Source organism: Streptacidiphilus sp. EB103A (assembly GCF_041261405.1).
GTDB lineage: Bacteria > Actinomycetota > Actinomycetes > Streptomycetales > Streptomycetaceae > Streptacidiphilus.
On the sequence record NZ_JBGCAQ010000012.1, the window covers coordinates 27572 to 49277 of the forward strand.

A 21706-nucleotide genomic window follows, 5' to 3' on the forward strand; every position below is an offset into this window, starting at 1 on the left:
CCGCCCCTCTGTTCTCTTACCTGTTCTCGTCCCGGTCCAGCCCCCGATTGCACTCTTGATCGGTTGGACCGTTATTCTTTCCGCAACCCGGGCTTTACGGCACGGGCATCAAGACCGAGGAGCCCACTGTGGCTGAGCTGCACGTCGAGCTGGTCGCGGCCGACCGCAAGGTCTGGTCGGGCGAGGCCACGATCGTCCTTGCCCGTACCAAGTCCGGCGACATCGGCATCCAGGCCGGGCACCAGCCCGTGCTGGGTGTCCTGGAGTCCGACCCGGTGACCATCCGCCAGGCCGACGGCACCACCGTCGTCGCGGCGGTGCACGGCGGTTTCCTGTCCTTCGCCGACAACAAGCTGTCGGTGCTGGCGGAGGTGGCCGAGCTCGCCGAGGACATCGACGTCGAGCGCGCCGAGCGGGCGCTGGCGGCGGCCAAGGCCGAGACGGAGGCCGGCGCGGCGCGCCGCGCCGAGGTCCGGCTGCGGGCGGCGTCAGGCCGCTAGGAGTTCGTTGCACGACCGGTCCCGGGGCACGCGAGTGACCCCGGGACTGCTGTATCTGTTGGCCGACCGTCGCACGGGAGAACGAGAGTTACTCCCGGGACGGAGCGGGCGTTGACTAGGCACGGCATGGATTGTGGGCCGGCAGGCGAGGGAGGTGGCAGGGCGTGGTCCTCGTGGTGGTGATCGTCGTTGCGGTGCTGCTGGTCGCTCTGCTGGGCCTGGGCGTGTTCGCCATGCGGCGGCGGCTGATCCAGCGGGTCGGCGGGACCTTCGACTGCTCGGCGCGGTTGCGGGTTCCCGCGGTGCCGACGCTGCCGGGGGTGCCGGTGCCGGACGCGGGGGCGGCGGACGCTCCGCTTCCGTCCGGCTCGGCGCCGGCGCCGGTCGGCTCGACCGGCGACAACGGGGGGAAGGGCTGGCTGTTCGGGATCGCGCGGTACAACCGGGACTCGGTGGAGTGGTTCCGCGTTTTCAGCTACTCGCCTCGGCCGCGGAGGGTGCTGCAGCGGTCGCGGATCGAGGTCCTGCACCGGCGGACTCCGGTCGGGCAGGAGGAGCTGGCGCTGCTCTCGGGGGCCGTGGTGCTGGTGTGTCGGCACGCGGGGGAGCCGTTGGAGCTGGCCATGAGTGAGGATGCCCTGACGGGGTTTCTGGCGTGGCTGGAGGCGGCCCCTCCTGGGCAGCGGGTCAACGTCGCTTGAGGGTGCACGTTTGAGCGTGGCTGATGTTCGCGCAGTTCCCCGCGCCCCTAAACCCCCGGGGGCGCGGGGAACTGCGCGAGAACCATTTGCGGCCCGCACGATACGCTCGCGCCTATGGTCAACCTCACCCGTATTTACACCCGGACCGGCGACAACGGGACCACCGCCCTCGGAGACATGTCCCGAACCGCCAAGACGGACCCGCGGATCGGCGCGTACGCGGACGCCAATGAGGCCAACGCCGCGATCGGGGTGGCCCTGGCCTGCGGGGGGTTGTCGGACGAGATCGCCGCGGTGCTGACGCGGGTTCAGAACGATCTGTTCGATGTCGGGGCGGATCTCAGTACTCCCGTGGTCGAGGATTCGCCATCTTCTAGAAAAACTGCGGCCCCGCCGCTGCGGGTGCTGCAGAGCTACATCGACCGGCTGGAGCAGGACTGCGACCGCTTCAACGAGCAGTTGGAGAAGCTCCGCAGCTTCATCCTGCCCGGCGGCACCCCCGGTGCCGCCTACCTGCATGTGGCCTGCACCGTGGTGCGCCGCGCGGAGCGCAGTACCTGGGCGGCGATCGAGGTGCACGGGGAGAGCGTCAACCCGCTGGCGGCGACCTACCTCAACCGGCTGTCCGATCTGCTGTTCATTCTCGCGCGGACGGCCAACAAGGCTGTCGGCGACGTGCTCTGGGTACCGGGGGAGAACCGCTGAGAGCGGTCTCCCCGTACGATGCCCGGATGGAACGGTTGCGAGTGGTGGGCGGCGCGAGGCTGGTGGGGCGGGTACGGGTGCCCGGGGCCAAGAACAGCGCGCTGAAGCTGATGGCCGCAGCGCTGCTGGCGCGGGGGGAGACCCGGCTGGAGAACCTGCCGCGGATCCTCGACGTCGAGATCATGGCGGAGCTGCTGCGGCGGATGGGCTGCACGGTGACCCTGGAGTGGTCGCAAGAGCCCGGCTTCCACAGCGGTACCGCGGTGATCGACGTGCCGGACCAGCCCGGCCATGAGGCCGACTACGACCTGGTCCGGCGAATGCGGGCCTCGATCGCGGTGCTGGGTCCGCTGCTGGCGCGCTGCGGGCAGGTGCGGGTGGCCCGTCCAGGCGGGGACGCCATCGGTTCGCGCGGCCTGGACATGCACATCGACGGGCTGACCAGGCTGGGCGCGGTGATCACCAATGAGCACGGCTTCCTGGTGGCCTCGGCGCCGAAGGGCCTCACCGGAGCCACCGTCGAGCTCGACTTCCCCAGTGTGGGTGCGACCGAGAACATCCTGATGGCGGCGGTGCTCGCGGAGGGCGCCACGGTCATCGACAACGCGGCGCGCGAGCCGGAGATCGTCGACCTGTGCCTGATGCTGCAGGCGATGGGTGCGAAGATCGGCGGCGCCGGCAGCTCCACCATCGAGGTGCAGGGCGTGCCGAGCCTGTCCCCGGTGACCTACGAGACCGTCCCGGACCGGATCGTCGCCGGGACCTTCGCGGTGGCCGCCGCGATGACCCGGGGCGACATCACCGTCGAGCACGCCCGGGTCGAGCATCTGCGGATCGCCCTGGACAAGATCACCGCCTGTGGCGCCGAGGTGATCGAGATTCCGGACGGTTTCCGGGTGGTGATGGACCGTCGGCCGAGCGCGGTGGACGTGGTCACACTGCCCTACCCGGGCTTCGCCACGGATCTGCAGCCCCAGTTCGCGGCGTTGAACGCGGTGGCCGAGGGCGTCGCGATGATCACCGAGAACATCTTCGAGGCGCGGTTCGTCTTTCTGCAGGAGCTGGCCCGGCTGGGTGCGCAGGTCCGTACCGACGGGCACCACGCGGTGCTGCGCGGCGTCCCCAGGCTGTCCGGGGCGCCGGTGGAGGCGACGGACGTACGGGCGGGCGTGGGCCTGGTGCTGGCCGGCCTGGTCGCGGAGGGGGTGACCCTGGTCACCGAGATACACCACATCGACCGGGGCTACGCCGGTCTGGTGGAGCAGTTGAACGGGCTCGGCGCCGAAGTCACCCGCGAGGCGGACCCGGCCGCGTTCTGACGGTTGTCGGCTGCGGACCGTAGCTGGCTGGTCGCGCACGCTTTTCAGTAAGCAGAGCCCCGCGCCCCTAAGGTGCTGCAACTGGGCCAGTTGCACATGCCAGGGGCGCGGGGAACTGCGCGACCAGCCCACCACATGCCGCAGTCGAGGACGGTCAGAACCCCGCCGACCCGTTGCCGCCGTCCTTCTGAGGCTCACGCAGCAGCCGGCGCGCGCTTGCGGCGGAGTCCGGCCAGACCATCAGCCGGGGGCCCTGGGTGGTGTCGACCAGGGTGCAGCGGATGCCCGCCGCGTCCAGGACGGCGGTCAGCCGCACGCTCTCGGCGGCGTCCGCGGGGGCGGCGACGGGGACCAGCAGGCCGTACTCGCCCGGCGCGCCGCGACGCGGGGTGCGGGCCGCCAGCGACCGCCCCTTGCGCGGGGTCCAGGTCCAGCGGAGCAGCAGCACCAGGACCACCACCAGCACGATGGGGACGACCAGTTGGACGACGGGATCGATCCTGCCCATGGTGGCCCTCCCGGTCCTCCCCCCAGCAGCTCCTGCCAGTATGGCTCGGCGCCGCCCCGCCGTGCCAGCGGACTGGTGAGCTTCACCACTGGAGGGCGATTCACCGTCGCCGGGTGCCGGTGATGCCGTTAGATTCAGCGCATCGAGAGCAGAGATTCAGCAGGGATCTACCGGAGGACACCACAGTGGCCAAGCAGATCGCCGTCATCGGAGCCGGCCTGATGGGCTCGGGCATCGCCCAGGTCGCCGCCCAGGCGGGGTACGAGGTGGTGCTGCGTGACGTCACCGACGCCGCACTGGCCCGTGGGCTGGACGGCATCAGGGCCTCCTACCAGCGCTTCACCGCCAAGGGGAAGCTCTCCGCGGAGGACGCCGAGGCCGCGCTGGCGCGGATCGGCACGACCACCGACCTGGACGCGGTGGGCAGCGCGGACCTGGTGGTCGAGGCGGTGTTCGAGCAGCTGGAGGTCAAGCAGGAGTTGTTCCGCGCGCTGGACCGGATCGCCCGCCCGGGCGCGGTGCTGGCGTCCAACACCTCCGCCATCCCGATCACCCGGATCGCCGCCGCCACCGAGCGTCCGGAGTCCGTGGTGGGAACGCACTTCTTCTCCCCGGTCCCGATGATGCAGCTGTGCGAGCTGGTCCGCGGCTACAAGACCAGCGACGAGACCCTGGCCGCCGCACGGGAGTTCGCCGAGGGTGTCGGCAAGACCTGTGTGGTGGTCAACCGCGATGTGGCCGGCTTCGTCACCACCCGGCTGATCTCGGCCCTGGTGGTGGAGGCCGTGAAGCTCTACGAGTCGGGGGTCGCCACGGCCGAGGACATCGACACCGCCTGCCGGCTCGGCTTCGGGCACGCCATGGGCCCGCTGCAGACCGCCGACCTGACCGGGGTCGACATCCTGCTGCACGCCACCCGGAACATCTACACCGAGACCCAGGACGAGAAGTTCGCACCGCCGGAGATCATGGCCCGGATGGTCACCGCGGGGGATCTGGGCCGTAAGAGCGGACGCGGTTTCTACGGTTACCAGGACTGAGGGTTATCAGGACTGAGCCAGCAGGGGCCGGGTGACCTTGCTCACCTGGTGCTGTGTCACTGGGTGGGCTGGACGATAATCGTGCGCAGTTCCGCGTCGGGAAGGGAAGTCCTCACCCGAAGGAGTGAATTCGCATCAGATTTCGCCGTGGCCAGCAACCCTGACACCTGGTTCCGCGTCAGATGAGAGAAGCATCAGTTCAACGCCACGGAGGAGCACGTATGCGGATCAGAGGTGACCATGCCCTGCTGGCCATCGAGGGACGCCTCGATGTGCGCTCCGCGGCCGACGCCCGCTCGGTGCTGCACCAGGCCGTCGACTACGGGTGCGGGGATCTGGTGCTGGACCTCTCCCGGCTGGAGTCCTGGGACGCCACCGGGCTCGGTGTGATCATGGGCACCCACCGCAGGGCCGGCCGCGGCGGTCGCCGCCTGGTGCTGCGCGGGGTGCCGCCGCAGCTGCAGCGGCTGCTGGTGGCGACCCGGTTGCACCGCATCCTCGCCATCGAGGGGTACGTTCCGGAGGCCTTCGCCGCCGAGCCGGCCGTCTCCTCGGTCCAGTAAGGACCAGTAAGGGCGCGGTTCAGGCCGTCCCACCCGCACCCTGTATGACTTTCGCATAACGGTGTCCCGCAGACCCTCGCTACGGCGTGTACGGCTGCGGCAGAGTGTGCGAAAGTCCGGGGACCGGTGAGCTCAGAGGGACGCGGGCGCATGCGCAGGAACAGCGCGGACAGGGCCCGGGTCGGGACGGCTCGGGGCGAAAGAGGATCATGAACCCACACACGGTGGGCGGTGGCGCCGGACAGGACGGGCGCCCCTCGCACGACACAGAGTCGCCGACACTGGCCTTCATACCCCCGCCCGACCTGGCCGATCGGCGCGCCGGCGGTGCCTCCACCGAGCTCGCCCTGTTCGCCTCCTCCCACACCAAGGAGCTGGAACCGGCCGCGCATCCGGCCGGCGGCTCCGAGAGCAGCGCCGACGGCAGCAGCCGGGCCGGCACCGTCATCGCCGGCGAGCTGCGGCTCGCCGTGAACGCACCGGACGGCAGCAGCGCCACCGTGTGCCCGCAGGACCAGCGCCCCGAGCCGGTTCCGGCCCCGGTCGACGCCACCATCCGTCCCCGCACCGTGAGCGGCCTGCTGGAACGTGACGCCCTGTGCGAGCGGCTGCGCGGGCAGCTGCTCCAGGGCCGTTCGGTCCGGCTGATCGGTGCGCCCGGGTCGGGTCGCTCGGCCATCCTGGAGGCCGTCGCCGGCGCCTGCTCCGGACTGGCGCCCGCCGGGGTGATCCAGCTCAGCGGCTGCTTCCGCACCCCGGCCGACCTGCTCCAGGACCTGTTCGCGGCCGCCTACGACGCACCGGGGTACCGTCCCGGCCGGGCCCTGGCGCCCGGGATCATGCACGACCTGTGCGCCATCGTGGTCATCGACGACGTCGAGTTCGGCGGAGAGGCGCTGGAGGAGCTGATCGCGGCCGCGCCGGAGAGCTCGTTCCTGCTCAGCTCGACCCCGGCGGCCGCGGCACCGGTCGGCGACGGCGGCGAGAACCGGCGGCTGGAGGACAGCCGGCTGCCCGGGCTGTCCCGGCAGTCCTCGCTGGCCCTGCTCGCCCGCCTGGCCGGACGCTCCCTGGACGAGACCGAGCGGGCCTGGGCCGTGGACCTCTGGTTCGAGTCCGAGGGCCTGCCGCTGCGCTTCGTCCAGGCCGCCGCGCTGCTCCGGCACCGCGAGACGGCCATCGAGGCGATGGCGGCGTTCGCCCCCGACGAGGACGGCCCGGGCACCCTCCCGCAGCTGACGCCCGGCAGCTTCGAGGCCTATCTGCGCCAGCACGGCGGCGCGGAGGTCGGCGCCGCCGCCGACGCGGCCGACGAGCCGGTGCTGCCGGACCCGGTGCCGCTGCCCTCCGTCGCGGAGAGCGCCGCCCCGGCGGTGCGGATCGCGCGCGGGCTCAGCACCGGCGGCCGGCGCACCCTGCTGCTCGCCGCCGCGCTCGGCGGCGTCTGCCCCAGCGCACCGCACCTGCCCGCGCTGATCGACGTCGGCCACGGCGAGACGGCGATCGAGGAACTGGTCGCGGCCGGACTCGCGGCCCGCGTCGGCGCCCACCACCGGCTGGTCGACGGTGTCGCCGACCTGGTCGCCGCCGAGTGGCCGGTCGAGACGGCCCTGCGGACGGCGGCCCAGCACTTCGCCTGGTGGACCGGGCACGCCTCGGTGACGGAGCGGCAGATCGCCGACGAGGCCGAGGTGCTCCTGGCGACCATGCACGCGGACCGCGAGGCGGGCCGGCACGGCCAGGTCGTGCTGCTGGCCCGGGCCTGCGCGCCGTCCTTCGCGCTGGCACTGCGCTGGGGGGCGTGGGAACGTGCCCTGCGCTTCGGCCTGGAGTCGGCGCGGGCCACCGCCGGAGTGGCCGAGGAGGCATGGTTCCACCACGAACTCGGGGTGCTGGCGCTGTGCGTGGGCGCCCACGACCGTTCGCGCGCGGAGCTGGAGGCGTCGGTGGCGCTGCGCGGCGCTCTGGGCGACGCACGGGGCACGGCGGCGGGACGGGCCGCACTGCGCCAGTTGGACGCCGCAGCGGCCCGCCAGGGCAGCCGTACGGTGGTCGTGGGCGGCCGGGGCAGCTCCGGGATGACCGGTCTGCGGCGGGTGCTGCCACTCCTTCGGCCGCTGCCGCGGCCCGGGCTGCTGCGGCAGGTGCAGCAGCGGCAGAGCTTCGCCGACCACTCGGTGTCCCGGCGTCAGATCGTGCTGGCCACCGTGGCGGTGGTGCTGATGGGCGCCCTGGGCGCGGCCGCGGCCTACGGCATCGGCGCCTTCCGGCAGGCCGGGGCCAGTACCGGCACGCTGAACCAGAACGTGAACACAACGGCGCCTCAGAGTTCCGGCCCGACCGACCCCGCCGGGGTCCCGGCGGCGAGCTCCTCGTCCGCCGCGAGCACCTCGTCGTCCGCCTCGTCCTCCACTTCGGCCACCGGCCGTGCGACCTCGGGGGCCACCGTCAACTCCGGCAGCTCCCCGGGGACCGGGGCGTCCGGCGGATCGACCGGCGGCAGTTCGGGGCAGAGCAGCAGCTCCAGCAGCCCGGCGCAGTCGTCGGACCCGACCAGCCACTCGGCGAGCCCGAGCCTGAGCCCGAGCACCCCGGTCAGCCCGACGCCGTCGGCCAGCGCGAGCAAGTCGGCGTCGAGCAGTGCCTCCGTGTCCGCTTCGCCGAGCGCCTCGCCCACGGTCACCACCGGGACGACCGGGGCGACCAGCACCACGGTGGTGGCGGCCGGCCCGGCCTCGTCCTCGGCGACCTCCTAGAAGAGCTTGAGCTTGTCGTCCTCGATCCCGCGCAGCCCGTCGTAGTCCAGCACCACGCAGTCGATGCCGCGGTCCGCGGCCAGCACCCGGGCCTGCGGCTTGATCTGCTGCGCGGCGAAGACGCCCTTCACCGGCGCCAGCAGCGGGTCGCGGTTGAGCAGTTCCAGGTAGCGGGTGAGCTGCTCCACGCCGTCGATCTCACCGCGGCGCTTGATCTCCACGGCGACGGTGACGCCCTCGTCGTCGCGGCAGAGGATGTCCACCGGGCCGATCGCGGTCGGGTACTCGCGCCGGATCAGCTTCCAGCCGGCGCCGAGCACCTCCATCCGGTCCGCCAGCAGCTCCTGCAGGTGCGCCTCGACGCCGTCCTTGATCAGTCCGGGGTCGACGCCCAGTTCGTGCGAGGAGTCGAGGAAGACCTCCTCCAGGGTGATGATCAGCTTCTCCCCGGCCTTGTTCTCGACGGTCCACCGGCCCTCGATCTCCTTGAGGGTGCAGGGTGGTGACATCCAGTTGAGCGGCTTGTAGGCGCGGTCATCGGAGTGGATCGCGACGCTTCCGTCGGATTTCACCAGGATGAGCCGGGGGGCGGACGGCAGGTGGGCGGTGAGCCGTCCCGCGTAGTCGACGGAACAGCGGGCAATGACGAGACGCATGGCCGACCACGCTAGCCCACCGGAGCCATTCGGAGCGATTCGGTCACCCTGTGCTGATCATTCAGAACGTTATGTGTGTGGGGCTGCGTTCTGGACATACGAGGGCCTGCCATATGGTGCGTGCGCACACAGTGCCCTACGGTGAGTCACGGGACGTGACGGAGAGGGGGGATGGAATGGACTGTCGCGCCGACCTGTCTCGATGGGACGGATCTGGCCGGACTCGGTCCGGAATGTGTGGTTCCGCCCCCTGCGCGCAGTTTCCCTGCGAACCTGTTCTGTACGTCTCCCTTTGCCCCGCTGGACAGCGTGGGCACAGGAGTTGGACAGTACGGGCGTGTACACACCAAAGTCGGGTGCCCTCCCGGTCCGGTGCGTGCGCGCCACCGGGCACAGCACCACGGAACAGCACCATGGCACAGCACCTTCGCACAGCAGCGCCCCCGCGCTGTGGCACCACCTCGGGGGCCGTCCGGCCCGCGAGGTCCGCGAGAGGAGAACCCATGTCGCTCGACGTCTCACCGGCCCTGCTCGAGAAGGCCGAGCGAGGCGAGGTCGATGAGAGGGAATTCGTCGACTGCGTCCGTAACTCCCTGCCCTACGCCTGGGCCCTGATCAGTTCGCTGGTCGCCCAGCAGAAGGTCGACGGCAGCGAGTTCGCCGACAACCAGGTCCCGCCACCCTCGGAGCAGGCACGTGGCCAGCTGCTCCGCGCGATGGCGAGTGATGCGATCCGGGGATCGCTGGAGCGGCACTTCGGTGTCCGCCTGGCGTTCCAGAACTGCCACCGGGTCGCGGTCTTCCCGCCGGGCCCGGGCTCGGAGGTCCGGTACGCCCTTTTCACCTCCGTACGCGCCCAACTGCTCAACCAGTCCGAGGAGCTCAGGGACTGCTGAGCGACTGACAACGCGAACCGGTCCGCCGACCCACCCCCGGAAGTCGGCGGACCGGCGCGTCAGGCCAGCAGCGGCAGCACCTCGGAGCCGAGCCGCTCGACATTGCGCAGCGTCAGTTCCCGGTCGCCGGAGCCCTCCACGAGCAGGGCGAAGCGACGTACCCCGGTCCGCTCGGCGGTGGCCGCCAGCCGGTCGGCGCAGAACCTGGGCGTCCCCACCGCGTGCAGATCGCACAGCAGCTCGGTGTACTCGTGCGGATCGCGCATCCGCCGCTCGCGGCCGTCCACCGTGCGGTGCGCGGACAGGCCGTAGTGCAGCCAGCCCGGCATCGACTTGAGCAGCACCCGGCGCGCCTCGGCGCCGGTGTCCTCGATCTGGGCCACGCCGGCCGCCATGTGCTCGGCCTCGATCCGCTCGATCTGCTCCGGCGTACGCCCCGCCTCGCGCGCGGCCCTGCGGTAGGCGGCGACCATGGCGGCCTTGTCGTCGTCGCCGGAGTGCATCCCCAGCAGCATCGGCAGGCCGCGCTCGGCGGCCAGCCGGACCGTGCCCAGCGAGGTGCAGGCCACCGTGACCGGCGGTCCGTCGCCGCCGGACCGGGGGCGCAGGCCGGCGTACTCCGGGCCGCGGGCCCCGCCGAGGGAGGGGAACGGCAGCGGCTGCTCGGTGGCCCTCGGCACGACGGCGACCTCGGGGAAGTTGTAGCGGGGGCCCGAGGCGCCCACCCTGGCCGAGCGCAGCCAGCGCAGCAGCAGGTCCAGCGACTCGGTGAAGCCGCTCTCGTAGGCCTCCGCGCCGGCGCCGAAGACGTCCAGGTCCACCCAGGGTCCGCCGCGGCCCACGCCGAGCGTGAACCGGCCGCCGGAGGTGAGGTGCAGCAGCGCGGCCTGCTCGCCGAGCGCCACCGGGTGCTGCGTCGGCAGGACGCTCACCGCGGTGCCGACCCGGATCCTGCGGGTGCGGCCGAGCAGCAGGGCGGCGAGTGTGGTGGCCGAAGGGCAGACGCCGTAGGGCACGAAGTGGTGCTCGGCGAGCCAGACGCTGTCCAGCCCGGCGTGCTCGGCGGCGACCGCGGCCGAGACGGCGCGGTCCAGCGCCTCGGCATGGCCCTGGCCGGGGAACTGCGCGGCGAGCAGGAAGGCGCCGGTGCGGATCGGGCCCGGACCGCCGCGGACCGCGGCGGGGGCGGTGCGCTGGCGCGGCATCCGGACCCGGGCTTCGAGGTCCGGCGTGGGGTCGGTCTTGGCCACGGCGGCGCGGAGGGTTCTGGTCCTGCTGGGCATGAGGGAATCAGCTCCTAGGTCCCGCGGGGAACTTCGGTCCCGCATCTCCCTCTGGAGTAACTCATGTCATGTGCCGCTGGCACGCGGATTCGGGGCTGCGAGCCCGATAACGGGTGGAAATGGGGTCGCACCCTGGATCTGCGAGAGATCTTGTGCTAAAGGGGAATTCGGGACGCTATCGTTGGTTTTCACCGGTCCCCTTGAGGGGTCCAGTTTCCACCGTCTACCCAGGGAGTCCCGTGTCACCGCGCCGAAGTCGCCCCCGGAGGAGTGAGCAACCGGAACCGCGTTCGGGCGGCTTCAGTGGGCTGGGCTGGGCCCTGGGCCAGACCGATAGTTACGGCGGCGAGGACTGGCAGGTGCGCCCGGTGGCCGGGGACAGCGGCAAGTCCTACCGCTGCCCCGGCTGCGACCAGGAGATCCCGCCCGGCGTCGGCCACCTCGTGGTCTGGCCGCTGACCTCGGTGAGCGGTACGGCCGGCGTGGACGACCGCAGGCACTGGCACCGCGCCTGCTGGAACGCCCGCGAACGCCGCTCGGCGGCCGTCCAGCGCGGCCGCAACGCGCCGCGGTACTAGCCGGGGGCCCGGACCGTCAGGCGTCCCGCCGCTTGAGCAGGGCGTAGCCGCCGAGCAGGCAGGCCGCGGCCCAGGCCAGGCAGATGAAGAAGCCGGCCAGCGGGCCGTAGGAGACCGAGGTGCTGCTCACCACGCGGGCCATCTGCGAGCCGGCCGTGTCGGGGAAGTAGTGGGCGACGTTCTTGACCTTGGGCACGTTGGCCAGGATCGGCGAGATCAGGAAGAAGAACGGCATCAGCAGCCCCAGCGAGAGCACCGGCTTGCGCAGCATGAAGCCCACGCCGAGGGAGAGCAGCGCGATCAGGGTCATGTAGAGCGCCATCCCGATGACTGCGCGCAGCACATGGGTGGCGCCGATCGAGACGCCGTGGTCGCCGAGCAGGGCCTGGCCCAGCAGGAAGGTGACGAAGCTGGTCACCACGGCGACCGGCAGCACCAGCAGCAGCACCACCGCGGTCTTGGCGAGCAGCAGGGTGGCCCGCTGCGGGACGGCGGCCAGGGTGGCCCGGATCATCCCGCTGCTGTACTCGTTGCCGACGACCAGCACCGCGAACACGATGACGGCCAGCTGGCCCAGGTAGACGCCGGAGAAGCTTGTGGAGGTGGCGTCGAAGGTCAGCCGGTCGCCCTGGGACATGTGGCTCCACTGGCTGTTGGTGACCGCGCAGATCAGCGCGCCCAGGCCGACCGTCACCACGAAGGCCACCAGCAGCGTGATCCAGGTGGACCTGACCGTCCTGACCTTGGTCCACTCGGAGAACAGGACCGCACTGAAGTCACCCATCTCAGCTCGCCTTCCAGTTCAGGACGGGGCCGTCGAGGGCGTCGGAGCCGTCGGGGCCGGTCCGGTACTCGACCGAGTCCGCGGTCATCTGCATGAAGGCCTCCTCCAGCGACGCCCGCTGGGGGCTCAGTTCGTGCAGGGCGATGCCGTGGTCACGGGCCAGGTCGCCGATCCTGGCCGGATCGCCGTCGACGACCTCGAAACCGCCGTCGGCGACGGCCCTGGGGGTGATGCCCGCGCTCGCCAGCGCGTCCAGCAGCGTCTCCGGCTGCGGGGTGCGGACCCGGACGAAACCGTGCGAGTTCTGGTCGATGAAGTCGTCCATCGACAGGTTGGCGAGCAGTCGGCCCTGGCCGATGACCACCAGGTGATCCGCCGTCAGCGCCATCTCGCTCATCAGGTGCGAGGAGACGAAGACCGTGCGGCCCTCCCCGGCCAGCGACTTCATCAGATTGCGGACCCAGAGGATGCCCTCCGGGTCGAGGCCGTTGACCGGCTCGTCGAACAGCAGGATCCTGGGGTTCCCGAGCAGCGCGGCGGCGATGCCCAGCCGCTGGCCCATGCCCAGCGAGAAGCCGCCGGACTTGCGCCTGGCGACCTCGCGCAGCCCCACCATGCCGAGCACCTCGTCGACCCGCGCGGCCGGGATGCGGTTGCTCCTGGCCATCCACAGCAGGTGGTTGTAGGCGGTGCGGCCCGGGTGCACGGCCTTGGCCTCCAGCAGCGCGCCGATGTGGTTCAGCGGCCGGTGCAGCTGATGGTAGGCCCGTCCGTCGATGGTGACGCTGCCGCTGGTGGGGCGGTCCAGGTCCAGCATCATCCGCATGGTGGTGGACTTGCCGGCGCCGTTGGGGCCGAGAAAGCCGGTGACCACGCCCTGGGGGACCTGGAAGCTGAGCCCGTCCACGGCGAGCTTGTCGCCGTAGCGTTTGGTCAGCTCATGGACCTCGATCATCCGCGCTCCTCACTCCGCCCACACCTGGTCACTCTGCGTCAGACTAGGACAATTCAGATCAAGATGCCGATCGATAGGGCCGACCGGTCGCTCCCTGCCATCCGCACCCGTCGCGCATAGGCTTCCCGCATGACCGATCGCATCTCCGTACGTGAGGCCGGCCACGGCACCCCTCTCGTACTGCTGCACGCCTTTCCGCTGTCCTCCCGGATGTGGCGGGAGCAGTTGGACGAGCTGCCCGGGGTCGACGGCTCCGGGGCCCGGGTCCTCGCCGTGGACCTGCGCGGGTTCGGCGGCACCGAACTGGGCGAGGACGAGCCCTCGCTGGACCTGCTGGCCGACGACGTGGCCCTGCTGCTGGATCAGGCCGGGATCGAGAAGGCGGTCGTCGGCGGCCTGTCGATGGGCGGCTATGTCGCGATGGCGCTGGCCCGCCGTCACCCCGGCCGGCTGTCCGGGCTGCTGCTCGCCGACACCAAGGCCACCCCGGACACCGACCAGGCCCGGGCCAGCCGCGAGCGGGTCGCGGCGGCGGTGCTCGCCAGGGACAGCGTGCAGCTGCTGCTGGACGAGCAGGTGCCCTCTCCGCTGCTCGGGGCGACCTCGGTGCGGGAGCGGCCGCGGCTGACCGAGAGGCTGCGCGGCATGGTCGAGGAAGCCTCGCCGCGGGCGGTGGCCTGGGCCCAGCGCGCGATGGCGTCCCGCCCGGGTTCGCTGGACGTCCTGGCCGAGGTGCGGGTGCCGGCCCTGGTACTGGTGGGGGAGGAGGACGCGATCACTCCGCCGAGCGACGCCGAGGCGATGGCGGCGGTGCTGCCGGACGTTGTGCTGACGGTCCTTCCGGCGGTCGGACACCTCCCGAACATTGAGGCCCCGGACGCCTTCAACTGGGCGGTGCGGGGGCTGCTGGCGCGGGTGGAGGACTTCGGCTGACGGTCTGTGGGGGGCTTGTCGCGCGCGCCTTTCAGCAAGCAGAGCCCCGCGCCCCTAGGGGGCTGCAACTGACCCGCAGTGGGTAAGTTGCACCTACCCAGGGGCGCCGGGAACTGCGCGACCAGCCCCCTACGGCCCGCAGACAAAGGCCCGGTCCGCACCCCCCAAAAAAAGAGGGTGGACCGGGCCTTCGCGCGGGTTACCGCGACTGCTGGGCGGGGACCCCGCGGGTCAGCGAGTCGTCGTCGGGCAGCGTGGCTGCGGCGACGGCCGCACCCGTGAGGGTGGCCAGCATCTCGCGGACGTTGGTGAGCTGGGCGTTGATGCTGTCCCGACGGTTCGTCAGGGCGGCCAGCTCGCGCTCGGACTCGCTGCGGATGCGGTCGGCCTTGGCGTTGGCGTCCGCGACGATGTCCTCGGACTGGCGCTGGGCCGTCTCGACGGTCTGACGCGCACGACGCTCGGCGTCCGTCCGCAGCTTCTCCGCCTCAAGACGGAGCTGCTCCGCGCGGTGCTCGATCTCCGCGAGGCGCTTCTCGGCCTTGGCCTGACGGGCAGCCAGGTCACGCTCCGACTGCTCGCGGCGCTTGGCCAGGTTGGTCTCGAAGTCCGCGGCGGCCTGGGCCGCCTTGGCGCGGGTCTCCTCGAAGAGGGCGTCGGCCTCCTCGCGCTTGTTCTGCGCGTCCTTGGTGGCCTCGGCGCGCAGCTGGGTGGAGTCGGTCTTCGCCTTGTCGACGATGCGCTGGCCCTCGTCCTCGGCCTTGGCCTTGCGGTCCTTGGCGTAGGTCTCGGCCTCGCTGCGGACCTGCTGCGCGGCGGCCTCGGCGAGCTCGCGGTGCTGCTCGGCGGCGCGACGGGCCTCCTCGCGCAGGTCCTTCGCCTCCTCCTCGGCCAGGCGCAGGATCTTCTCGACGCGTGCGCCGAGACCCGCGTACGACGGCTCCGAGTCGGTGACCTGGGCCTGCGCGTTCTGCGTTTCGAGGTGAAGCTCCTCGATGCGCTTCTCGAGTGCGGTGATGCGGGCGAGGGCGCTGTCCCGGTCTGCGACCAGCTTGCTGATGCGCTCGTCGACCTGAGCACGCTCGTACCCGCGGCGCACGGTGTCGAAGCCGTGCGGAGAGTGTGGATCGCTCATGGGGTGGAGTTCCTGTCGTATGCCCGGTGAGGTGTGAGGTGAATAGGCGAATCCTGGCACGGATTCGGTGTGTCATCGGCTGAAAGCCCATGAAGAGTGGAGAATGTCCGCTCAATCGGGTGGTGCGGCGTCTCTGTGTTTGTCCCCCAGACGGGTTGACCCCGCCCGGGTCGCGCCCGCGCCGACCCCCGCCGGGGACGCGCCCCGGCCGCCACCCCGACTGCCCCCGTCGGACCCGTTGGTGCTTCCCCCGTTGCTCTTGCCCGCCCCGGTCCCTGACGGAGCCTCGAAGGACTCCAGGGCCTGCAGGACATCCTGCACCCGGGCGATCTCGGTGTTGATGTCCTTCCTGCGGTTGACGAGTTCGTCGAGTTCACGACGGCCCTCGTCGGTGATCCGCTGGGCTTCCGCCAGTGCCTCGTCGGTGAGCTGCTCGGACTCCTCGCGGGCCCGGGCGATCTCCTCCTGCGCGGCCTGGACGGCCTCCTTGCGGATACGTTCAGCGGCCTCGGCGGCAGCGGCACGCAGCTGCTCCGCCTCGGTCCTGGCCGTGGCCAGGTGCTCTGCGGCCTCGGCCTCGCGGGCCTCCGCCGTGGCGGTGGACCCGGCGAGCTTCTGCTCCGCCTCCTTCAGCAGCGCCTCCGCCTTGCGGACGGCTGCCAGACGGACCTTGCTCGCCTCCGTCGAGGCGTCGGACTGCGTCTCCGCAGCCTCCCGCTCGGCGGCGGCGACAAGTTCTCCGGCCCGCTCCTCGGCGTCCGTGACCAGCTTGGCCGCCCGGGACTGCGCCTCGGCGAGGGCCTTGGCGGCCCGCTGCTGGGCGTCGTCGACCTGTTCGGTGGCGGCGGTGACCAGCTTGTCCACGCGCTCCCCGGCGGCCCGCATGGCCTCGGCGGACTCCTTGCGGGCCCGTTCGTGCAGCGCGGTGGTCTCGGCGTCGGTGCGGTCCCGCAGCTCCTCGGCGCGTTCCCGTATGGCGGTGGCGTCCCTGCGGGCCTCCACCAGCATCACGTCCGCGTCCGCGCGGGCCCGCTCGACCAGCGCCGCGCCCTCCGCGGCGCCCTCGGCGGCCAGGCGCTCGGCCTCCTTGCGGGCGGCGGACACCATGGCGTCGGCCTGCTCCTCGGCGGCGGCGGTGGTCGCCAGCGCGGCGGTCTCGGCGTCGCCGGTCACCGACTCGGCCAGGGCCTGTGCTTCGTCGATGATCCGGGCCATCTCGGCCCGGCCGGCGGCCTTGATCGCCGCGGCGTCCTGGAGCAGCTGCTGCCGCTCGGCCTCAGCGGCCTGGTCCAGCCGCTCCCGCTCCGCCTGCGCAGCCTGCCCCAGATGCTCCCGCTCCGCTTCCGCGGTCGCACGCAGTTCCGCGCCGTCCGCCTGCGCCTGCGCCAGCTCGGCCGCTGCCTCGGCGCGCAGTCGCGCGGCGTCGGCGGCGGCCTGCTCGCGCAGCTCGGCGGTCTCCCGCTCGGCGGTGGCGCGCAGCTGTGTGGTCTGGTTCTCGGCGGCCTCGTACATGCCGGCCACGGACTGCCGTACCTGGGCGGCCTCGTCCTCGGCCGCCGCGACCGCGGCGGCGGCCGCCTGCTCGGCCTCGGCGCGCATCCTGGCGGCCTCGCCGGTCGCCAACTCCCGTACCTGGCGCGCCTCGCGCTCGACATCGGCGCGCAGCGCCTCCCGCTCCCGCTCGGCCTGCGCCCCGGCCTCGGCGATCTCCGCCAGCAGTCCGGACCGCTCCGCCTCGCCCCGTGCCGCGGCCGCCGCCGCCTCGGTCCGCAGCCGCTCGGCCTCCGCCTGTGCGGCGCCCAGCAGTTCGGCCCGCTCGGCCTCGCCCAGGACCGCGGCCTCAAGCGCCTCGGTCCGCAGCCGCTCGGCCTCCGCCTGTGCGGCGCCCAGCAGTTCGGCCCGTTCCGCCTCGCCCTCCGCGGCCGCCCGGGCGACCTCGGCCCGCAGCCGTTCGATCTCCTCGCCCTGCCGCCGCGCCTCGGACTCGGCGGCGGAACGCACGCCCTCGCTCTCGGCGACGGCCTCGGCCAGCATCCGTTCGGCGTCCGCCTGGGCGGCGCCCAGCAGCTCACCGCGCTCCCGCTCGCCCTGCGCCGCGGTCTCGGCGGCCTCGACCCGGATCCGCTCGGCGTCGACCCCCGCGGCGGCCAGCGCCGCCGCGGCCTCCGCCTGCAACTGCTCCGCGTCGCCGCGGTGCCGCTGCGCCTCGGCGTATTCGGCCTCGGCCTGCGCCGCCGAGTCCGCCCGCAGCGCGGCCAGCTCGGTCTCGACCGCGGCGAGCAGCCGCTCGCGCTCGGCCCTGGCCTCGGCCAGCGCCTCGGCCGCCGCGGCCTCGTCCTCCTCGGCCCGGACCTTGCGGCGCTCCAGCTCCTCGGCCGCGTCCGCGTACGCCTGGCGCGACTCCTCGGCGAGCCGCTCGGCCTCCTCGGAGGCCCTGGCGTGCTCCTCGCGGGACTGCTCCTGCAGCGCGGCCGCCGCGGCGGCGGCCTCCTCGGCCCGCTCCCGCGCCAGCTGTTCGGCGGCGGCCAGCAGCTGGTCCCGCTCCTGCGCGGCCGCGGCCAGCAGCTCGCCGCGCTCCCGCTCGACCTGCATGGCGACCCGGTTCGCCGCCTCCTCGGCCTGCTCGGCACGCTCCCGGGCGGCCTGCTCGGCCGCCTCCAGGATCCGTTCCCGTTCCCGCTCCAGCGCCGCCGCGGCCTCGTCCAGCTCCTGCTGCGCCGTGGTCCGCAGCCGCTCGGCCTCGGCCCTGGCCCGGGCCAGCACCGCCTCGGCTCGGCCCTGCACCTCCTGGGCCTGCTCATTGGCCCGCTCGCGCAGCTTCGCCAGCTCCACGGCCGCGCCGCCGCGCAGCTCGTCCGCGTCCGCCTTGGCCCGGACCAGCAGCTCCTCGGCGGTGCGAGCGGCCTCCTCGATCTGGGTGATGGCCTGCCGCCGCGCCTCGCCGCGCACCTTCTCGGCCTCCGCGGCCGCCTCGGCGCGGTGCGTCTCGGCCTCCGCGCGCATCTCCGCTGCCGCGTCCTGGTGCGCCTGGATCTCTTCTATGACGCTGCCGTGCGCCTGCTCGGCCGCGGCCCGGCTCTCCGCCCGCAGCCGCTCCACCTCGGCCCGCGCCTCGGTGCGGATCCGCTCCGCCTCCTCGGCGGCGCTGGACGTGGTCTCCTCGGCCTCGCGGGTGGCCCGGCTGAGCACGTCCTCGGCGGTCCTGGCGGCCTTGGCCAGGTGCACCGTCGCGCTCGCGGCGCCCTCGGTGCGCCCCGACTCCTCCGCCTCGCGCCGCAGCGCCTCGGCGGCCTCCTCGGCCTCCGCGGTGAAGCGCTCGACCTCGGCCCGCGCCTCCTCCATCAGCCGCTCGGCGTCCGCCCTGAGCTGCTCGGCCTCCCGGGTGGCGGTCGCCACCATCCGGGCCACCTCGGTCTTGGCCGTGGCCGTCCGCTGCTCGCTGGACGCCTCGACCTCGGACAGCCGCCGCTCGGCCGCCGCCTCCGCGTCCGCCTGCAGCTGCTCGGCCGCGGCCTCCGCCGCCGACCGCAGCTCCTCCGCCTCGCGCCGGTACCGCTCCGCCTCCAGGCGCAGCGTCTCGATCTCGCTGTGCGCGGCCTGCAACTGGTGGCCGGCCTCGCTCTGGGCCGACTGCTTGACGCTCTCGGCCCGCTGGGTCGCGTCCTGGGCCTGCGCGGCCGCAGCGCCGAGCAGCCGCTCGGCCTCGGTCCTGGCCCGCAGCAGCACCTGGTCGGCCTCGGCCCTGGTGGACTGCACGTCCGCCGCTACCTGCGAGGTCGCCTGCTCGGACACCGCCATCGCCTCGGCCCGCGCCGACGCCAGCAGCCGTTCGGCCTCGACCCGGGCCTCCTCCAGCACCCGGCGGGCCTGCTCCTCGGTCCCCACCCGGGTCTGTTCCGCCCAGGAGACGTTCTCGTTCACATGGCGCTCGGCGTTGCGGCGCAGCTCGGCGAGCTCCTGCTCCAGCTGGCGGCGCCGGTTCTCGGCCTCGGCGGCCCACTCGGCCTGCACCCGGGCGCTGCGCTCGGCGGCCTCCGCCATCACCCGCTGGGTGGCGTTCTGCGCCTCCAGACGCATCCGCTCGGCGTCGGCCCGGAGCTGCTCCGCCTGCATCTCGGCGTTCCGCAGGATCTGTTCGGCCTGCCCGGCCACGGAGTCGAACGCGCGCGGCTGAGCGAGCTGCCGACGTGACTCGTGCAGCTTCGCCCGAAGGACCTCCACCTGGTAGGCGAGGTCCTCGGCATGCGTGACGGCCTTCTCCCGCTCGGTCTGAAGCCGGTCCATCTTGGCTTCGAACTTGGAGAGCTGATCGTCAACCTCGTAGCCCCGCACTCCGCGGTCCCATCCGTCTCCTGGTCGGGTCGCCACCCCGCGACCCCATCGGCCGTCCGGGTGAGCTCCTTGATGTCATCGTGCCTTAGGGAGACATGGTGACAGATCCCGGGGACCCCGCTCACCCTCGTCCACCCACGCCCCCGCTGCCCGGGCACCGCCGTATTTTCTCATGTCACGGGCCTGATGCGCAGGGGGGTACGGGTGGCTTTTCAGGTTACTCGTGGGTCTGCTTGGACGTGACCAGTTCCGTCAGCACACCTCCGCAGTCCTTGGGGTGCAGGAAGGTGATACGTGAGCCCATCGAGCCGATCCGCGGTTCGTCGTAGAGCACCCGTACGCCCTTTCCACGGATGTCCGCGGCGTCGGCGTCGACGTCCGCCGTCCCGAAGGCGACGTGGTGCACGCCCTCGCCGTTCTTCGCCAGCCACTTCCCCACCGCGGAGTCCTCCCGGGTGGGCTCCAGCAGTTGCAGGTACGAGGCGCCGCCGTCGCCGGTGTCGTTGATCTTGAGCATGGCCTCGCGCACCCCCTGCTCCTCGTTGACCTCGCTGTGGAAGACCTCGAACCCGTAGGTGGCCCGATAGAACTCCACAGTCTTGTCCAAGTCGAAGCAGGCGATACCGATGTGATCGATCCGAGTGAGCACGATGTCCTCCTGGGGGTCGCTTCTAATGAAGCGTATTTCGCGCCCTCGGGTAAACCCGCGTTAACCGTGCGCGTGATCACACTGCGTCAGCCGTGACGAAGGCGTTACGCGTCAGTATCTTGGGCTCAAACCCTGGATCGCAGAGACGTGGCAGCGTTGCGTTCAGACCCTCATCGCAGCAAAGGGGCTACGAAAATGACCAACGTGATCGTCGCGGGCGCGCGCACCCCCATGGGCCGCCTGCTCGGCTCGCTGAAGGGCTTCTCCGGAGCGGACCTGGGCGGCTTCGCCATCAAGGAGGCGCTCTCCCGGGCCGGGATCACCGGCGGCCAGGTCCAGTACGTGATCATGGGCCAGGTGCTGCAGGCCGGCGCCGGCCAGATGCCCGCCCGTCAGGCCGCGGTCAAGGCCGGGATCCCGATGAGCGTCCCGGCCCTGACCGTCAACAAGGTCTGCCTCTCCGGGCTGGACGCCATCGCCCTGGCCGACCAGCTGATCCGCGCGGGCGAGTTCGACATCGTGGTGGCCGGCGGCCAGGAGTCCATGACCAACGCGCCGCATCTGCTGCCCAAGTCCCGCGAGGGCTACAAGTACGGCGCGATCGAGCTGCTCGACGCGATGGCCTACGACGGCCTCACCGACGCCTTCGAGTCCATCCCCATGGGCGAGTCCACCGAGAACCACAACGGCCGCCTCGGCATCGACCGGGCCTCCCAGGACGCCATCGCCGCGCGCTCGCACCAGCTGGCTGCCGCCGCGGCGAAGAACGGGGTGTTCGACGCGGAGATCGTCCCGGTGGAGATCCCGCAGCGACGGGGCGAGCCGGTGGTCTTCAGCACCGACGAGGGCATCCGTCCGGAGACCACCGTGGAGGCGCTGGCCAAGCTGCGTCCCTCCTTCACCAAGGACGGCACGATCACCGCGGGGTCCGCCTCGCAGATCTCCGACGGTGCGGCCGCGGTCGTGGTGATGAGCAAGGCCAAGGCCGAGGAGCTGGGGCTGTCCTGGATCGCCGAGATCGGCGCCCACGGCAATGTGGCCGGCCCTGACAACTCGCTGCACTCCCAGCCCTCCAACGCGATCCTGGCCGCGCTGGCCAAGGAGGGGCTGACCGTCGACGACCTCGACCTGGTCGAGATCAACGAGGCGTTCGCCGCCGTCGCCGTGCAGTCGGTCAAGGACCTGGGGATTTCCCTCGACAAGGTGAACGTCAACGGCGGGGCCATCGCGCTGGGTCACCCGATCGGGATGTCCGGTGCGCGGCTGGTGCTCTCGCTGGCCCTGGAGCTGAAGCGGCGCGGCGGCGGCGTCGGCGCGGCGGCGCTGTGCGGTGGCGGCGGGCAGGGCGACGCCCTGATCGTGCGCGTGCCCTGAGGTTCCGGCTTCGGCGGAGGCGGCAACGCCCGTGGGAGA

General features: G+C 72.3%; 19 protein-coding genes. 11 read left to right on the plus strand and 8 right to left on the minus strand.

Features of this window, described 5'->3' with window-relative positions; genetic code table 11:
- The first annotated feature begins 128 nt into the window (after positions 1 to 128).
- The 4 genes from ABH941_RS20435 (at position 129) to murA (ending at position 3225) form a co-directional block, all read left to right on the plus strand.
- The gene (locus ABH941_RS20435) at positions 129 to 500 is read left to right on the plus strand and encodes a F0F1 ATP synthase subunit epsilon (RefSeq protein ID WP_030257222.1); all 372 of its coding nucleotides are present in this window, start codon (positions 129 to 131) and stop codon (positions 498 to 500) included.
- A 164-nt stretch (positions 501 to 664) separates the two neighbouring features.
- Positions 665 to 1201, plus strand: a complete 537-nt coding sequence (locus ABH941_RS20440) for a DUF2550 domain-containing protein (protein ID WP_370130855.1) — start codon at positions 665 to 667, stop codon at positions 1199 to 1201.
- A gap of 114 nt (positions 1202 to 1315) precedes the next feature.
- Positions 1316 to 1906, plus strand: coding sequence for a cob(I)yrinic acid a,c-diamide adenosyltransferase (locus ABH941_RS20445; protein ID WP_370130856.1), 591 nt, complete (start codon positions 1316 to 1318; stop codon positions 1904 to 1906).
- Positions 1907 to 1932: 26 nt separating this feature from the next.
- Positions 1933 to 3225: a UDP-N-acetylglucosamine 1-carboxyvinyltransferase gene (murA, locus tag ABH941_RS20450; protein ID WP_370130857.1), complete on the plus strand. Its 1293-nt coding sequence runs from the start codon at positions 1933 to 1935 to the stop codon at positions 3223 to 3225.
- Positions 3226 to 3379: 154 nt separating this feature from the next.
- Here the strand turns inward: murA and ABH941_RS20455 are convergent, their stop codons facing one another.
- Complete coding sequence (locus tag ABH941_RS20455; protein WP_370130858.1) at positions 3380 to 3733, minus strand: hypothetical protein; 354 nt, start codon at positions 3731 to 3733, stop codon at positions 3380 to 3382.
- A 185-nt stretch (positions 3734 to 3918) separates the two neighbouring features.
- On the opposite strand from ABH941_RS20455, the gene ABH941_RS20460 reads away from it, so the two are divergent.
- The 3 genes from ABH941_RS20460 to ABH941_RS20470 all read left to right on the plus strand — a co-directional run bounded on the left by ABH941_RS20460 (position 3919) and on the right by ABH941_RS20470 (position 8092).
- Entirely contained in the window at positions 3919 to 4773 is an 855-nt protein-coding gene (locus tag ABH941_RS20460; protein ID WP_370130859.1) for a 3-hydroxyacyl-CoA dehydrogenase family protein, read from the plus strand.
- 221 nt (positions 4774 to 4994) lie between these two features.
- Positions 4995 to 5336, plus strand: coding sequence for an STAS domain-containing protein (locus ABH941_RS20465; RefSeq protein ID WP_370130860.1), 342 nt, complete (start codon positions 4995 to 4997; stop codon positions 5334 to 5336).
- Positions 5337 to 5545: 209 nt separating this feature from the next.
- Positions 5546 to 8092 (plus strand): hypothetical protein, encoded by a 2547-nt coding sequence (locus ABH941_RS20470; protein WP_370130861.1) that lies wholly within the window; start codon positions 5546 to 5548, stop codon positions 8090 to 8092.
- Here ABH941_RS20470 and nucS read toward each other — a convergent pair.
- Complete coding sequence (nucS, locus tag ABH941_RS20475; RefSeq protein WP_370130862.1) at positions 8089 to 8748, minus strand: endonuclease NucS; 660 nt, start codon at positions 8746 to 8748, stop codon at positions 8089 to 8091. The two genes, ABH941_RS20470 and nucS, sit on opposite strands and share 4 nt — an antisense overlap.
- Positions 8749 to 9251: 503 nt before the next feature.
- Here nucS and ABH941_RS20480 point away from each other — a divergent pair.
- A complete protein-coding gene (locus ABH941_RS20480; protein WP_134000761.1) occupies positions 9252 to 9644 on the plus strand; it encodes an SCO5389 family protein in 393 nt (130 codons plus the stop codon).
- A 59-nt stretch (positions 9645 to 9703) separates the two neighbouring features.
- Here ABH941_RS20480 and ABH941_RS20485 read toward each other — a convergent pair whose 3' ends face one another.
- Positions 9704 to 10798 carry an LLM class flavin-dependent oxidoreductase gene (locus tag ABH941_RS20485; protein ID WP_370131026.1) on the minus strand — a complete coding sequence of 365 codons (1095 nt, stop codon included), beginning with the start codon at positions 10796 to 10798 and terminating at the stop codon, positions 9704 to 9706.
- Between the two features lie 368 nt (positions 10799 to 11166).
- Here ABH941_RS20485 and ABH941_RS20490 point away from each other — a divergent pair, with 368 nt between their 5' ends.
- Entirely contained in the window at positions 11167 to 11505 is a 339-nt protein-coding gene (locus tag ABH941_RS20490) for an ATP/GTP-binding protein (protein WP_370130863.1), read from the plus strand.
- A 16-nt stretch (positions 11506 to 11521) separates the two neighbouring features.
- Here ABH941_RS20490 and ABH941_RS20495 read toward each other — a convergent pair whose 3' ends face one another.
- Together ABH941_RS20495 and ABH941_RS20500 are read right to left on the minus strand one after the other, a co-directional pair.
- Positions 11522 to 12289, minus strand: coding sequence for an ABC transporter permease (locus tag ABH941_RS20495; protein WP_370130864.1), 768 nt, complete (start codon positions 12287 to 12289; stop codon positions 11522 to 11524).
- A 1-nt stretch (position 12290) separates the two neighbouring features.
- Positions 12291 to 13244, minus strand: a complete 954-nt coding sequence (locus ABH941_RS20500; protein ID WP_370130865.1) for an ABC transporter ATP-binding protein — start codon at positions 13242 to 13244, stop codon at positions 12291 to 12293.
- 129 nt (positions 13245 to 13373) lie between these two features.
- On the opposite strand from ABH941_RS20500, the gene ABH941_RS20505 reads away from it, so the two are divergent.
- Positions 13374 to 14177 carry an alpha/beta fold hydrolase gene (locus tag ABH941_RS20505; RefSeq protein WP_370130866.1) on the plus strand — a complete coding sequence of 268 codons (804 nt, stop codon included), beginning with the start codon at positions 13374 to 13376 and terminating at the stop codon, positions 14175 to 14177.
- A gap of 199 nt (positions 14178 to 14376) precedes the next feature.
- Here the strand turns inward: ABH941_RS20505 and ABH941_RS20510 are convergent, their stop codons facing one another.
- From ABH941_RS20510 to mce, 3 genes are all read right to left on the minus strand, one after another.
- Entirely contained in the window at positions 14377 to 15312 is a 936-nt protein-coding gene (locus tag ABH941_RS20510) for a cellulose-binding protein (RefSeq protein WP_030257186.1), read from the minus strand.
- Positions 15313 to 15423: 111 nt separating this feature from the next.
- Complete coding sequence (locus tag ABH941_RS20515) at positions 15424 to 19596, minus strand: hypothetical protein (protein WP_370130867.1); 4173 nt, start codon at positions 19594 to 19596, stop codon at positions 15424 to 15426.
- Between the two features lie 265 nt (positions 19597 to 19861).
- On the minus strand, positions 19862 to 20293 hold the full coding sequence (gene mce, locus ABH941_RS20520) for a methylmalonyl-CoA epimerase (RefSeq protein ID WP_370130868.1): 432 nt from the start codon (positions 20291 to 20293) through the stop codon (positions 19862 to 19864).
- 195 nt (positions 20294 to 20488) lie between these two features.
- On the opposite strand from mce, the gene ABH941_RS20525 reads away from it, so the two are divergent.
- On the plus strand, positions 20489 to 21667 hold the full coding sequence (locus tag ABH941_RS20525) for an acetyl-CoA C-acetyltransferase (protein ID WP_370130869.1): 1179 nt from the start codon (positions 20489 to 20491) through the stop codon (positions 21665 to 21667).
- Positions 21668 to 21706: the final 39 nt, after the last annotated feature.

What these genes read in the sequence shown, in the direction of transcription:
- ABH941_RS20445 (WP_370130856.1), top strand. Translation starts at nt 1,316, where the DNA reads ATGGTCAACCTCACCCGTATTTACACCCGGACCGGCGACAACGGGACC.
- murA (WP_370130857.1), top strand. Translation starts at nt 1,933, where the DNA reads ATGGAACGGTTGCGAGTGGTGGGCGGCGCGAGGCTGGTGGGGCGGGTA.
- ABH941_RS20455 (WP_370130858.1), bottom strand. Translation starts at nt 3,733, where the DNA reads ATGGGCAGGATCGATCCCGTCGTCCAACTGGTCGTCCCCATCGTGCTG.
- ABH941_RS20465 (WP_370130860.1), top strand. Translation starts at nt 4,995, where the DNA reads ATGCGGATCAGAGGTGACCATGCCCTGCTGGCCATCGAGGGACGCCTC.
- ABH941_RS20470 (WP_370130861.1), top strand. Translation starts at nt 5,546, where the DNA reads ATGAACCCACACACGGTGGGCGGTGGCGCCGGACAGGACGGGCGCCCC.
- nucS (WP_370130862.1), bottom strand. Translation starts at nt 8,748, where the DNA reads ATGCGTCTCGTCATTGCCCGCTGTTCCGTCGACTACGCGGGACGGCTC.
- ABH941_RS20480 (WP_134000761.1), top strand. Translation starts at nt 9,252, where the DNA reads ATGTCGCTCGACGTCTCACCGGCCCTGCTCGAGAAGGCCGAGCGAGGC.
- ABH941_RS20495 (WP_370130864.1), bottom strand. Translation starts at nt 12,289, where the DNA reads ATGGGTGACTTCAGTGCGGTCCTGTTCTCCGAGTGGACCAAGGTCAGG.
- ABH941_RS20500 (WP_370130865.1), bottom strand. Translation starts at nt 13,244, where the DNA reads ATGATCGAGGTCCATGAGCTGACCAAACGCTACGGCGACAAGCTCGCC.
- ABH941_RS20505 (WP_370130866.1), top strand. Translation starts at nt 13,374, where the DNA reads ATGACCGATCGCATCTCCGTACGTGAGGCCGGCCACGGCACCCCTCTC.
- ABH941_RS20510 (WP_030257186.1), bottom strand. Translation starts at nt 15,312, where the DNA reads ATGAGCGATCCACACTCTCCGCACGGCTTCGACACCGTGCGCCGCGGG.
- ABH941_RS20515 (WP_370130867.1), bottom strand. Translation starts at nt 19,596, where the DNA reads ATGGACCGGCTTCAGACCGAGCGGGAGAAGGCCGTCACGCATGCCGAG.
- ABH941_RS20525 (WP_370130869.1), top strand. Translation starts at nt 20,489, where the DNA reads ATGACCAACGTGATCGTCGCGGGCGCGCGCACCCCCATGGGCCGCCTG.